General features: G+C 55.1%; 10 protein-coding genes and 1 tRNA gene. 4 read left to right on the forward strand and 7 right to left on the reverse strand.

The features are described from left to right. Window positions 1–149: 149 nt before the first annotated feature. A complete protein-coding gene (locus ACR0IK_RS23875; protein WP_480643619.1) occupies window positions 150–524 on the reverse strand; it encodes a hypothetical protein in 375 nt (124 codons plus the stop codon). 48 nt (window positions 525–572) lie between these two features. Here ACR0IK_RS23875 and ACR0IK_RS23880 point away from each other — a divergent pair, with 48 nt between their 5' ends. After that, window positions 573–1,373, forward strand: coding sequence for an alpha/beta fold hydrolase (locus tag ACR0IK_RS23880; protein WP_480643620.1), 801 nt, complete (start codon window positions 573–575; stop codon window positions 1,371–1,373). 4 nt (window positions 1,374–1,377) lie between these two features. On the opposite strand, the gene ACR0IK_RS23885 is transcribed toward ACR0IK_RS23880, so the two are convergent. The 5 genes from ACR0IK_RS23885 to ACR0IK_RS23905 all read right to left on the reverse strand — a co-directional run bounded on the left by ACR0IK_RS23885 (window position 1,378) and on the right by ACR0IK_RS23905 (window position 9,861). Continuing rightward, window positions 1,378–1,752: a rhodanese-like domain-containing protein gene (locus ACR0IK_RS23885; protein WP_480643621.1), complete on the reverse strand. Its 375-nt coding sequence runs from the start codon at window positions 1,750–1,752 to the stop codon at window positions 1,378–1,380. A 79-nt stretch (window positions 1,753–1,831) separates the two neighbouring features. Continuing rightward, a complete protein-coding gene (locus ACR0IK_RS23890; RefSeq protein WP_480643622.1) occupies window positions 1,832–3,184 on the reverse strand; it encodes an HlyD family type I secretion periplasmic adaptor subunit in 1,353 nt (450 codons plus the stop codon). Window positions 3,185–3,197: 13 nt separating this feature from the next. Continuing rightward, on the reverse strand, window positions 3,198–5,219 hold the full coding sequence (locus ACR0IK_RS23895; RefSeq protein WP_480643623.1) for a type I secretion system permease/ATPase: 2,022 nt from the start codon (window positions 5,217–5,219) through the stop codon (window positions 3,198–3,200). A 250-nt stretch (window positions 5,220–5,469) separates the two neighbouring features. Next, window positions 5,470–7,413, reverse strand: a complete 1,944-nt coding sequence (locus ACR0IK_RS23900; RefSeq protein WP_480643624.1) for a type I secretion protein — start codon at window positions 7,411–7,413, stop codon at window positions 5,470–5,472. 129 nt (window positions 7,414–7,542) lie between these two features. Next, the gene (locus ACR0IK_RS23905) at window positions 7,543–9,861 is read right to left on the reverse strand and encodes a hypothetical protein (protein ID WP_480643625.1); all 2,319 of its coding nucleotides are present in this window, start codon (window positions 9,859–9,861) and stop codon (window positions 7,543–7,545) included. Window positions 9,862–10,463: 602 nt separating this feature from the next. Between ACR0IK_RS23905 and ACR0IK_RS23910 the strand changes: the two genes are divergently transcribed. The 3 genes from ACR0IK_RS23910 (at window position 10,464) to ACR0IK_RS23920 (ending at window position 12,769) form a co-directional block, all read left to right on the forward strand. After that, window positions 10,464–11,231 (forward strand): helix-turn-helix transcriptional regulator, encoded by a 768-nt coding sequence (locus tag ACR0IK_RS23910; RefSeq protein WP_480596916.1) that lies wholly within the window; start codon window positions 10,464–10,466, stop codon window positions 11,229–11,231. Then, window positions 11,224–11,721, forward strand: a complete 498-nt coding sequence (locus ACR0IK_RS23915; RefSeq protein ID WP_480596913.1) for a hypothetical protein — start codon at window positions 11,224–11,226, stop codon at window positions 11,719–11,721. The genes ACR0IK_RS23910 and ACR0IK_RS23915 overlap by 8 nt, the downstream gene beginning before the upstream one ends. Before the next feature lie 214 nt (window positions 11,722–11,935). Beyond that, on the forward strand, window positions 11,936–12,769 hold the full coding sequence (locus ACR0IK_RS23920; protein ID WP_480643626.1) for an integrase arm-type DNA-binding domain-containing protein: 834 nt from the start codon (window positions 11,936–11,938) through the stop codon (window positions 12,767–12,769). A gap of 826 nt (window positions 12,770–13,595) precedes the next feature. Here ACR0IK_RS23920 and ACR0IK_RS23925 read toward each other — a convergent pair. After that, window positions 13,596–13,681 (reverse strand) — tRNA-Leu (locus tag ACR0IK_RS23925). Window positions 13,682–14,204: the final 523 nt, after the last annotated feature.

Consider the following 14,204-nt stretch of genomic DNA (forward strand, 5'->3'; position numbering starts at 1 on the left):
GCGAAGACGGAAACGGTGCCGTCGAAGCCAAGGTCAAAGCCGAGGTCGCAGACCTCTGCGCCAAATTCCCGATCTATCCTAACCTGTAAGTCGGTTTAAAACTAAAGACCTGAGCGGCGCCTGATGGGCGCCGTTCTTTGTTGGGCGGATCAGATGAAACCCTGCCACCGCAGGAAAATGATCAGCAGCGCCAACAGGGCCAGCAGGTTGAACGCCAGCCCACCCAGCATCCCCAGAAACCAACCCAGCCGCCGGTCGGCGCGGTTGATCCCGCTCAGGTGGGCCTGAACCTCTTCTGACGCGCGCGCAAGTTTTGGAGCATCCAGCACCAGCCGCAGCTTGGGATGAGCCGCCATCGGCTCGGCATGCGCCAACATCAACGCCTGCTTGTAAATGCGGCGGGGCAGAAGCCGTTTGGCCTTGCGGATCGACTCAGCCAGCGTCTTGTCCTTTACACCCAGTTTCTTGCGCAGCAATTGAACCGTTTGCGCAATCTGGCTTTGGATATCTGTGTTTTCCGACATGGCGGGCCTCCGAAGCTGCCAACTTACCCCCCATCGGCGAAGGCGACAATGGGGCTGGTTGTTTCTGATCACGGCGGGTATCACAGCCTCATGCTGAACACGATCACACATGGCGAACCGACCGAGAAACTTCCTCTGCTTATTGCCCACGGGCTTTATGGCTCGGCCCGGAACTGGGGGGTGATTGCCCGGCGTCTGGCGGATGAGCGGCAGGTTGTGGCCGTCGATATGCGCAACCATGCCTACAGCATGTGGACCGATCAGCACAGTTATCCCGAATTGGCCAGTGATCTGGCCGAGGTGATCGAGCATTTCGGCGGCAAGGCCGACATTGTGGGCCATTCAATGGGCGGCAAGGCAGCAATGACGCTGGCCCTGCAACATGGGTCTCTGGTGCGCAAGCTGGTGGTCGCCGACATCGCGCCAGTGACTTACACCCACAGCCAGATCCAATTCATCGAAGCCATGCGCGCCGTCGATTTCTCGCTGATCGAGCGACGCTCGGATGCGGCGCAACAACTGGCCGATCAGGGTGTTGAACCCGCGCTTCAGAGCTTTTTCACGCAATCGCTTGATATCAAAGGGAAACGCTGGTTGCTGAATCTGGGTATTCTTGCGGCTGAGATGCCAAAGATCATGAGCTTTCCAAAGCTGGATGGGTCGTGGGAAGGCCCGGCCCTGTTCCTGTCGGGTGGAGAATCCGACTATGTCCTGCCCGCGCATCGCGATCTGATCCGGGCGCTATTTCCGGCCGCCAAATTTGCCAAGATTCCCGGTGCAGGTCATTGGTTGCACGCCGAAAAGCCCCGCGAGTTCGAAGCTGCCGTCCGGGCGTTCCTGAACGCCTGATCCTTTACTCCGAAACCTCGCCCCCGTCCTTGACCCAATCGGGCGGACCGCCGAGGCTGCGGATCCGCGCGTACCCCATGTCTTTCAGCAGCTTTCCCGCCAACCCAGCGCAAGCGCCAGCCGCACAATTCAGGATAATCGGGCATTCTTTCCGAAGGTCGAGATCACGGGGTGGCAAGGTCTCAGCGGCGCGCAACTTCAAAATGCCGCGCGGGATGTAGTGGGCACCGCTGGCCCGTCCTGTCTGCTGCAACTCGACGGCGTCGCGTAAGTCCAGTAGCAAATCGCCCTGCCCCTGCAACTCATTCGCTGTTCCGATGTCAACATGTCCAGCCACAGCATTGGCGGCCTCTATCTTGTCATGAACTGTCAGTGGCATATGTAGTCCACCGGTGGTTTTCGCCGGAGGACTTCATGCATTTCGTGGAAGGCGCGGACCGACCCCGTGGTCAGCCTGTTTACTGTTCGCGGAAGGCGCGCGACATGCTGTCTGTCACTGGTTTCGCGATATAAGCCGCGAATGTGCGCTCTTCGGTCTGGATCATGATCTCGGCGGGCATACCCGGGGTCGGGATAAAGCCCCTCACGCGCTCAATCTCTTCCGGTTCCAGCGAGATGCGGGCCAGATAGACCTCTTGCGGTGCACCATTGGTTTCCTCGATCAGCGAGTCAGCCGATAAATAAAACACCTGCCCGTTCAGCACTGGCGTCGTCCGTTGGTTCAGGGCGATCAGACGCACGGTTGCATCTTGCCCGGTCACTACGCTATCGATCTCGGTGCGCGGGATTTGCGCTTCGATGATCAGGGGGGCGTCGGCGGGTAGAATCTCGGCGATGGGTTCACCGGTTTCGATCACGCCGCCCGGCGTGTGATAGTGCAATCGCACCACAGTGCCCGTAACCGGAGCCCGCACAACCGCACGGTCCAGAACGCTGCGGGCCTGACGAGCTTTTTCGCGGACACTTTCCAGATCGGCTTCGATCACGCCCAATTCATCCAACGCAGCCTCGCGGTAGGCCGCCCGCGTGCGGGATATCTGTTCTTCGTATTTCAACAGCATCTGGCTGATTTCAGCCGCCTCGGCCTGCAACCGCGCCTGCTGACCTTCGGCTTCGGCCTGAACCCGGCGAATGGTGTTCAACTCGCCCTTGCGCACCAGCCCTTTCTCAAAAAGCGCCTGCTTGGTTTCAAATTCTTCCTGAAGGATTTCGGACCGCCGCACCATACTATCCAATTGCGCCTCGAACCCGCTGGAGCGAATTCTGAGCGCCTCCATGTTGCGTTCCAGCAAAGCGATGTCGTTCAGCAAGGTTTTTCGCGACAAATCAAAGGTGATCTTTTGCCCATCAAGGATGCTCATCACCTCGACATCATCCGAAGCGGTGATCAAGTTGGGAGAAAACTCCAGCCGTTGCTCTTCGCCGTATTCCGCATTCAGGCGTTCCGACATGGCCTGCAAGCGGATTTTACGGATAAACAACTCGCGCTCATTGGCTTCCGCCGAGGTTTGGTCCAGCGTCATCATCACTTGACCCGCTTTGACGGATTGGCCTTCGACAACCTTGATTTCCTGAATGATACCACCTTCCAGGTGCTGCACAATCTTGTTGCGGCCAGTGGCGACAAAGCTTCCCTGCGCGATGACCGCAGCGGCCAACGGCGCACTAAAAGACCAGACACCGAAGCCACCAAAGCAGACGACCAGCATGATGAGCCCGATGACAACCAAACGATTGATCGAGCGTGGAACTTCGGCATACCAGACGTCTGGATCCTTGGGATCGTTGTTCACGGGGACCAGTTCATTCATGTCGTACTCCCCTTTACTGCTTTTGAATGCCGGGCTGGTTGTTACGTGGCCCGTTCAGTTGTTGCAGAACTTGTTCGCGGTGACCAAACAGGGCCACACGACCATCTGTCAGCAACATGATCTTATCGACAACGTTCAGTAGCGTCGGCTTTTGCGTAATCACCACAACGGTAATCTTGTTTTCCCTGGCTTGTTCAATGGCCCGCGCCAACGCCTTGTCTCCAGCAACGTCCAGGTTCGAGTTCGGCTCGTCCAGAACCACCATGCGCGGATTGCCAAAGAACGCCCGCGCCAGTGCGATCCGCTGTTTCTGCCCGCCGGACAGCGGTGAACCATCTGCGGCCACAACGGTTTCGTAGCCCTGTGGCAACGTCGCAATCATGTTGTGGACATCGGCCAGAACGGCGGCGTCGTGGATCTGCTCGTCGGTCGCATCTTCCCGCATCCGGCCAATATTGTCCTTGATAGTTCCGGGGAACAGTTGCACGTCCTGCGGTAGATAGCCGATGCTCTCACCAAACTGACGCGGGTCCCAGTTGCGGATATCCATCAGGTCAAGCCGAACACTGCCCGAAGTCGGCAGGACCGACCCGACCAGCGTTTTACCCAGCGTAGTTTTCCCTGCGCCAGAGTTGCCGATAATCGCCAGCGTCTCGCCCGGATTCAATGAAAAGCTGATTCCATTCAGAACAACGCGCTTTGTGCCGCCAGGCACATAGAGCAGGCGTTCAACGTCCAGCCGACCTTCGGGGCGCGGCAGGCGCAGTTTCTCGAATTGCAGGGCTGAGTTGGACAGCAGTTGATTGATACGGCCATAGGCCCCACGCGTCAGCAGGAAACTGTTCCATCCTTCAATCGAGCCTTCGATTGGTGCAAAGGCACGACCCGCGATGATTGAGGCTGCAATAACCATGCCGCCCGTTATTTCACCCTGCAACGCCAAATACGCTCCCCAACCCAGAATGGCGATCTGTGTCAAAAGCCGTACTGCTCGGGAAATGGCGGCAAAAATCACATTCCGGTCCTGAGCGCGAACCTGCCATGTCAGGGATTGGGCAGTATCACGACCCCAGATACGAACGGCCTCTGGGATCATGGCCAGAGCGTTGATGATCTGGCTGTTCCTCGACATCGAATCCAGATGCAGGTTTGCCATGGACTGCGCCTTGTTAGCCTCGGCGAAGGGTTTAGCCGTCATACGCTGGTTGATGAATGCAATCGCCATCAGCAGCAAGGCCGTCACGATCACGATCGTCCCTAGCTGTGGATGTACCAAAAAGATCATCAGGATAAACAATGGCGCAAAGGGTACATCCAGGAAGGATATCAGCGTGCCCGAAACCAGAAATCCCCGAACTTGCTGCAGGTCACCCAAGGTCTGGTATTCACGTCCATTACCGTGCAGCGAGGCATGCGCTGCTGCGCTCAGCACCGGGGCACCAAGACGGGCGGCAACCTCGACCGCTGTCCGCATCAGCATGAAACGCCGCACGGCATCAAAGGCCGATTGGAAGATCACTGCCCCCGCGACAATCGCCGTCAGCATGACAAGCGTGTCCAGCGACCGGCTGGTTAGAACACGGTCACTGATCTGGAAAAGATAGATCGGGATCGCAAGGATCAAACAATTCGTCGCACAGGTCAGAACCAGCACAAAGGCCAGATTTTTATAGATCGCCCGCAGCGAGGTGCGTAACGTTTTCCTAAAATCTTCTGGCGGAGTACGTTTGTGAAATGTCTGGGGTGGCCCTTTTCCATCGCCGCCACCAGAATTGCTGCGCAGCAATGGTTCATTTGCCTTGGCCTCGATAGTGGTGCCCATGCGATCACCGCCATTCGAGCGCGACGCCGGGGGTATACGGTCGCTCGTTTTATTGACGGGTTCGGGATCGGGGCTCTCGACGTCGGCCACCCCAGCACCGCTGCCCTGTTGGTCACTGTCTTCGGCAGGCTGCGGCTGCTCGCGCCGGGGGGGAGGTCCGGCGCGCAGTTGCGGTTCCTCTTTCACTTGGTGATGAGCAGGTTTCGCTTTCACGGTTTTTTCGGCGCTCGCATCGCTTTGGGCGACTGCCTCCCGATTGCCGTCTTGTGGATCACTAATGCGGAAATCTTCGCTAAGGCGTAATCCCGGAATTTTCTTTAGTTTCTTTTCAGACTGGCCCGCGCTTGGCGGTTTCGAAACGCCGCCGCCGTTACGATCCAACGGACTGGCGTATCGTCTCGGGCGCGACGGAAAAACAATCGACATGTCAAAACTTTCAGGTCACTCGTAACAAACAGGGTTACTACGCTAGCATAGTTTGCAGTCCGTCGTCGACGGTTGCCTGTTCCGAAGGGGTCAATTTGTTGTGGTCCGGGCAGTTCTTAGCATTGGCCGCGGCATCCATTTCTTCCATCATAAGCGCTACGGCTTCGCTGACGATCTCGGCCTTTTCCTCTTCCACACTATCGATCAGGCTCGCCTGATGCAGCATGAGTTCCGAGTATGCTTCTTCTTTCGCCATAATGACTGAATCGACACCCATCTTGTTGATACTGGCTTTGTTCAGAATGGCGTTGCCCGCTGCCAGAGCGGAAACCTCCTGACCCTTTGGATCGATATAGATGTCGTCCTCGTCCTGTAACTTGGTCACTTGCTCGATGGCATTGACCTGCAACAGATCGCCATCGATCTTGAGGACACGCACCAACTCTGCACCTGCGAACATCGGGTCGTTCAGCAAAGCATCTTCTAATGCATCTGTATCGACTTCCTGCAATGGTATTGCTTCCGCAAGAGAGTCGCTCAGTTCCTCATGTGTGTCTTCACCGGTTGTCTTCAGAGAAACCTCATTCATCACAAGGTTCTCTTCCGCTTCTGTCGGATGGGCACCATAAACCACGTCACTATCCATGAGAGCGATCGTCTGGGTCACAACATCGATCGAGAGCATGTCCCCACCAATTATGATCACATCGTAGAAACTGCCCAGTTGCAGAATATCAGTGACATTGGTCATGATATTCTCACCCAGGGTATATGCGGTGGACGTGGCTGTGACCTCAGTGTGAATGTGGTCGATATCCGTGGCGTCGATGATCTGTTTGATGAAATTTGTCACCAATAGATCGCCATCGATCCAGTCGATCACCACAATCGGATCTTCCCCAGGTTCGCCGATATTGTCCGCCAACCATGGTGCCTCGCTGCCTTCGACCAGAATTTCTGATGACTGGACCACATGCGTTTTGCTTTGTACGCCCGGCGCACCCTGATCGAAGTCGGAAACAACAGCGACCTGACTGACAACGCCCAGATTAATGGATTGCCCACCAACCAGAATATTGGGCGCGTCCACCCAGCCGACATTGATGGCAACTTCGTTAACCGCCAGGTTGCCACCCGCGACCACCGAATGGCCGCCCTCAAACTCACTACCTTCGGGCTTGTCCCACTCAGCCGGCAGTGGATCCCAAGAGTCGTCTTCTGTGTCTTCTTCCTCGGTCTTAAGATTTTCCGGCAGTAAATCCTTAAAGTCCGGAGCTTCATCAACGTATTCGCCGTTAACAATCACGCCGATGGCGTCCTCGCCATGGAACTGAACGACTGTCGCGCCGTCGATATCGATATGGATTGACGCCTGTATCTGATCAATCAACTGCTCAACTGCATCCCCAGACAAGTAGTCATCGATGTGAATGGACGGTGGGGAAATCGCATGCAGGGACAGGGCCATTTCAAGTAACGCCTCGCCCTTCGCCATCAGGGTTTCGACATCGCGAAAATCACCTTCGCCGATGACATCGTTGTCGTTCAGCTTGATCGTCTGGAACGTATAGGTAACTGCCGAACCAATTAGGTCGGTCACCATCTCAGGCATCAGCTGAATAAAGTTCAGTTGAATGCTCGTTCCGCCGACTCCAAGTGCCTCGGGCAGGGAGAAGTCATTTCCCGGGGCAGAACCCAGATTGACTTCGGAGTCGTTCAATGGCCCAGGGCCTGCCGGGGCCGAAGCGAGTGGTTCCTGAGGAGCAAAAAACTTGTAAGGCAATGGGTCATATTCACCCGGGTCCATTTTCAGGTTTGCCTTGATCTCAACGCGAGTGGGGTCTTCCAGTTCTTCCAATTCTGCTTTTCGTTTCAGTGCGACAAATTCTTCGTACTGATCCCGCAACCGGGCCTGTTCGATCGTTATTTCAAATGTTCCGATGAAATGGGCAATTTGTTCTGTAATACTGTCTAGCGACATTTCAGTGTCCTTTCCCCGCCCCGGCCTGAAATTTCCGGTTGAGGTGAAGCTGGGCCGAGGCCGCCCGATACGGCCTCGGCGTTTTCTTGAATGAAATCAGAGCCCGCACTGGGCGGGCTCTGGTCTCAGTTACACGTCGGTATCGTCGCTGGAGTAGCTCGACGACATGTTACCACCAACCATCGTTGTATCGACATCGTTGCCAAGAACGTTGGCGCCCATGACGATCGACTGGTTGAAGGCCGATGTATCGACCACTGCTGCTGCAGACGCATAGGATTCACCGTTCACAATACCGTCGCCGCCATTGTTAGAACCCCATGTTCCTCCGTTTCCGCCGGCACCGCCATCACCCGAGTTTGCACCCGAAGCGTTGCCGCCGGTGTTCATGCCGCCTTTGGCGTCGCCAGCTTCAGCAAATCCATGCGCGTTACCGCTGGTTCCGCCGTAAGCTTGTGCGGCACCGCCGCCACCACCGATGCCGGATTCCGACATACCTGTGGCTTCACCGGTTCCGGTCGAGGTTGCGTCGTTGTCGGAGTCTGCTGCACCGCCGTAACCCGAAATCGCTTCGGACATGCTGTCAGCACTGCCATCAACGTCGGCAGTCGCGAAGACTTCGGCCAGGCCGCCGTCACCAGCAGTGTTGGTTGCATCAACAGATCCGGTACCAGTACCGTCCGATGTTGCATCCTGATCGACCGCGCCACCGCCGCCGCCAACACCGTCTGCCATCGCATCAGCGGATCCGCCAGCATCTGCAGTGCCATCGGCATCGTTAAATCCGCCTTCTCCGGCATCGGAATCTGCGTCCTGATCGCCAACGCCGCTTGCATCGACTCTTGCGTCCGCGGGGCCACCATTGCCGTCGCCGCCGTCACCGTCGCCGCCGGTGCCTTCAGCGCCATTGCCGTCACCGCCGTTACCGTCGCCGCCGTCGCCGCCGTCTCCGCGAGCGCCGTCACCACCGGTGCCTTCAGCGCCATTGCCGTCGCCACCGTCGCCGCCGTCACCGCGAGCACCGTCACCGCCGTTGTCGCCGTCGCCGCCGTCACCGCCGTTGCTGCTGTCGTCACGGCCTCGGTTACCGCCGTCACCGCCGTCACCGCCGTCACCGCCGTCACCGCCGTCGCCGCCGTCACCGCCGTCACCGTAACCACCGTCACCGTAACCACCGTCACCGTCACCGCCGTCACCGCCGTCACCGCCGTCACCGTAACCGCCGTCACCGTAACCACCGTCACCGTAACCGCCATCACCGTCACCGCCGTCACCGTCACCGCCGGTTCCGTCTGTATGATTGGCTGCCAGACCACCAGCAAGACCCAGTCCGATGTTACCCGCACCGCTGTCGCCGCCATCTGCGTTGCCAGTCGACGTGTCGTTGTCGGCATCGCTGTCTTGGTCGGCATCCGCGTCCGAATCATTGTCTCCGCCGGAGGAATCAGCAGCATTGCCGGCACCCGACAGTCCAAGACCCAAACCAAGGCCAAGCGAACCTGCGTGTCCACCATCACCACCGGTGCCATCGGCATCTACATTAGAGTCACTGGCTTGGTTGGCCTCAGAATAGCTGTCTGCGTCACCGGTATCTCCACCGTCGCTATCGCCATCTGCTGAAGCTTCGGACTTGCCAACGCCCAGGCTCGCCGTTTTTGCATCACCCGAGTCGCCACCGTCACCTGCCGTTGCATCGGCACTGGCATCGCCCGTGTAACCGCCGCCAGCAACTGCTGTGGCACCGTGAACATAAGAACCCGCGTCGCCGGCTTCTGTCGAGCCACCATCGCCGGAATCGCCACCAACTGAGCTGGTTGAGATGCCCTCACTGGCTTCGGCATGTCCGCCGGATGCATCACCATTTTGCTCAAACGAGCCGTAGTTTTCGACAACAGCACTGCCCAGCTCATCATTGTCTTGAAGATGCGCCATCTGGCTATTGAAGGATGCCATATCGTTGCCAGCACCATCCAATGAGACATCAATGTTAATGTCATCGCCTGGATCATAGTCGAAATCGCCACCAACGGTGATGACGTCATCTACCGAGCCGCCGTCATAAACGTCGATATCTACGTGATCGTCGTCGCGGGGAATCCACTCGCCTTCGCCAAAGTCAATGTTGACAGAGTTCGAGTTGTCGTTGCTGTCATCGCCGCCGTTAGTGTTTTGCTGCTGCTGCTTCTGATGTTGATCCTGATCCTGATCTTGCTTCTGTTTTTGATCATTTTCGTTGTCAACGTTCGTGTCTTGATCTTGCTTCTGTTGCTGTTGCTGATCGTTATCGACGCTGTTGTCGTTCGTCTGTTCTTGCTCGTTCAGATTTGCGTCGATTTCGGCTTCTTTAACGTTGATATCAGCATCGACGTCAACGTCAGCATTTTCGACGTTCACTTCGCCGATTGCCGTAATATCATTGGCTGGTTGATGATGGTTGCGTTTACTCATTTTGAAATTCCACTTTTTAAGCGCTCAACCGTCATTCATCTACAAAACGGCTATTGGCGCGGTTGAAACAAATTGAAGCATTCAGGCGCAAAACGCGCTTGAAGCGGTTTCGTTCAGTGAACTCGTTTCTCACCTTCCTTTCCCGGCTAAGCCGATGCGCTGTCCGCGGTATGAAAGATTCGCGTAAATTCACGATTCGCGGACACGTCAGGAATAATGCTTCCCAAATTGAAGCAGGATCATCGTTGCAGCAGGAAGGCGCCCTGAATAGCTGCTCTAAAGCATTAGACAGGCTTACATGATTGTTTTTAAATGAAAACTTAGACTTTTAACTTGAGACGGCTGGCGAGAGCACGGAAATGTGGCCGAAGTTCGTCAGATCAGTTAAAATCCTAATTTTACTCTATTTTTACGAGAAGGCATTCAGAAAACCTACCCGAAAGTTCTAGTTCCAATCGGCTATTCGACACGGAATGTTGATGAAAAATAGACTTTCAGGTATAGTGGCAAGGTAACAACTGTTAATTTACTGATAATTACGCTTTGCGTTTTGTTTACGATTTCGCCGCAGATTGTGTGGCGTGGGTTTATAGGGGGAAATAATGAGCATTCCGTTGCAGGATAGTGTTGCCCAAATAAATGTTTGTTCCGAAGACTTCTCGATCAATTTCATCGGCAAAGAACTCTTCTTTTCAAATCAAACTCTTCGAAACGTTCACTCGGAATTCGGTGTATTCGCACATCGGTATGACGATATCGCAGAATTGAAATCTGTCGGATATGCAGGTTCGGTGGCCGGCAAAGTGGTGGTCATTGATCAGATCATGCTGGACGACTTGCTTGCTCGACCGCACGTCTATACCGCAGCTGCCGGGAACGGCTGCCTTGCCTTCGCTTACCGAAAAGAGGACGCCGCGCGTTCTTTGTTTGAAGCGTGGGACCGAGCGCAATTCGGCGATATTGGATATCTGCCGATGAATGTCGCGCCGGACGTGTGGCGTTCCATTCTGCGCTTGCTGATGCATGAAGAACTATATCTGCCCAGCTTTCTTGCCGATTGCGTTTCTGCTCCTTCGCCCCAGAACAAGCCATGCCTGTTAAAAGAAAGCAGTGTCGAACCGAAACTGGCACCGAAAGAGCCGCATCCGGTTTATTCTCGCCTGACGCGGCGGGAAAAACAGGTTCTACAGTTGGTCTCTAAAGGTCAGAGCAACAAGATCATTGCCGCAAACCTCGGCATTACCGAACATACGGTGAAACTGCACATGCACAATGTTGCGGGCAAAATCGGTGTCAGCAACAGAACGGCTGCAGCACAGTTTTATTTCGAAGTTGTAGCCGAAGAAACGCACGGTCAGATCGTTGACTGAAACGCTGGAAACCCGTTTTGACCGTCTGATCCTGCTGGTCGGCAGATTGAACTACATGTGGACCAACACTGAAAGCCTTTTGATCCACTTGATTGCTGGCCTGAGTGGCACCAACAAGGATGTCGCGGTCATTGTGTTCCTGACTCTCAACACCACACGTGCCCGGATTGACCTGGTCGAGCGACTTGCCAAGATGGAAGGACGCCCATCAGAGATACGCGATCCGATCCTGGAGCACACACAGCGACTGAGCAAACTGTCCTCAATTCGCAACCGGTACAATCACTGCATCTACTCGTTCGATGCTGAAAGCGGAAACCCCAAGACCATCCTAATGCGCATCGCGGACCGAAAGACCGACATAAAACTGGGGCGTGCAGATACTGTCGATGAAGAAGCCATTCAGAAAATCGAGGACGTTGTCGCGCAGCTTTCTGCCGCGAATCGCGACATTTGGCGCCTGATCAATCAGCTTGGATTTCCGGTATAAAAAGATGACTGGTGCGGATGGCGGGGGTAGAACCCGCAAGTCCCGGTACGAGGGATTTTAAGTTATTGAATCAATGGTATTTTTCCCCTCACAGCGCCTAATGAGGGTCCGCGGAGCCAAGGAAAAAAGACATCATCGTCTCATAGCATGTCCTGAGACCTGTCAGGACCTAACCGAAATAGGGCCTGAAACATGGCCTACGGAGACGATAGATATGACGACAAAACTCACGCAGGCCACTGCATCGCAGCCCACAGAAGATAACCCAGCGGGAACACAGATCTACGACAGCGAAGCGAAAGGCCTGTGTCTCATCGTGGGCAGGCGCGGCATCTCTTACAAGCATGTCTGGCGCATCAATGATGGCACCGACCGGTACGTGTCTGTCATGATCGGCAGAATCGATGAGGTGTCACTGCGCAGCGCCAGAGAACGCTCGGCAGAACTCAGGCTGGCCTTGCGGCGCGGTGAGGATCTGAGAGCCACGAAAGTCGCCGTACCGACCATTGCAGCTGCCTTTGAGCGCGATCTGTCAGAACGGTCAGATCTGAGTCAACAGTCGATATTGTGGTATCGGCAAAAGGTGGACGGACCGCTTAAGGCACTTCGTAAGCTGCCTGCGGATCGCATCGATCGCGAGACGGACCGATCCTTGCACGAGCGATTAACGAGGCGATCAGGATCCTACTGTGCAAACGGAACCATGCGTGTCCTCAAGCTGCTTCTGAACGACGTTGCTAGAACCCATGACCTTCCACCAAACCCTGTCACACGCGGCGTACGCATGAACAAGGAACAAGCACGAGACTGGGCTGTTGGTCCGGATGACATGCCGCTGCTCTGGCGCAGGCTGAACGCGACGGAAGATCGGATACGCCGCGTCTGCTGGTTGTTGATGCTGACCACAGGCCTGCGATCAGGCAAGGTGTTTGCCACCTGCAGAATGTCTTGCCAGAGCTGTGAGGCCAAAAATATCTTCGCAGTAGAGTTCCCCATCCCAGGAAAACTAGAAGAGACCAAAAAACTCGCGAAAGAAATTTCGCGCTGAGTTCACCTCCTAAAATCAAGTGATTTGCGGACAGGTAATTTACCGTCAACTAATGGTAAGACACTTATAGACGCCTATGGTCTAACCAAACCTGCAATTTATCAACATGTCAAAGCTGAGTTTGCAGACAAGGGCAGCATGTTAAGTGCAATAAGTGAAACTCTCGAATAACGGCCGACTGAGGATGATCTTTCAAAGGCCATAGGGGATAGTCGAGCACTCCTAGGAGAAATGGGCATTGACAATGCTGGCGGACATTTTGAGCGGTGACAAACTCCCCTACTCGATTTCCATAGTCGATGAGCTACACTCTGACCCCCACGAAACAAAAAACTATGTGCCTTAGCTTCGCCAAAGCATGGTCGATTGATCCACTTGGTTGAGGGTTCAACCTACGATGAAAATGATGTGTACGTCCAAACGGGCACTTTCTCTCGGCATTTGGTAACCCATAGTTCTGCAAACACATCTACGGGTGGCGGTGAGCTAGGATCGGTAATTGAATATCGTTTAGATAGCCCGAGCGAATTACTAACCGATATCTTCAAAAACCACTTCGGGTCATATAACAATCAGAACTCGAACTTTGACGTGGCCTTAACAGGTGGCAAACTGGACACGATACTGACCGGGATATCAGCGGCATACCTGCCAATTAACAGGGTCAATCTATGTTAGACCCAACGGCTGCGACGCCGAGAGGTTTTCATCTGGCATTGGAGCGACCAAAGTCTATAAATTCGAGCAGATTTAGGAGGAAAACCAAGGCTGGGATTTCCAAACTAGTGCGCAGCTCCACTTAGCAGAAAACCAAGTTGCGCAAATTTGGTACCCGCGGCCGGACTCGAACCGGCACGGCCTTCCGGCCCAGAGATTTTAAGTCTCTTGTGTCTACCATTCCACCACGCGGGCAAGCGTGTCGGGCCTATTTCGGGCCTGAAAAACTCCATACGGCCACAAGGCTATGAATACAATGCACTTTACGGGCGGAAACGAAGGATTTTTAGCCCCTTGCGTTTACCAGTTTCACCACATCCGCGCGACACCGAGATTTCACGGATGGTGACGCCTGGAACTCATACCGCCAACTATACTGATTGAAAAGCCGCTTAGCTGGCCTTTACGAGGAGAAACTGTCTAACGCTCTTCTTGCGACTGGAAAATATGAGCACGCGCTTCTTCGGATCCGTCTTTGGGGGGAAGAGCAGAGGTGAGAAGTTTTTCGACGGTTGCGTCGGGATGCGCCTGCCTTGGGGACGTGAAAGTTGACCGCCTTCATCAGAGCCGCAGAGGCAGCCTCAGGGCCTCCGTCACGACCGTAAGAGGGGAACAGTGGTATCCGCTTTGTCTGACGTCAGCGCCAATGGGACAGTTTAGGTCGATTTGATAAGAGAGGGTTTCTGGCTCATCGTAACCGCCAAGGAGTGGAGATGAG

The organism is Ruegeria sp. BF7 (assembly GCF_056538605.1).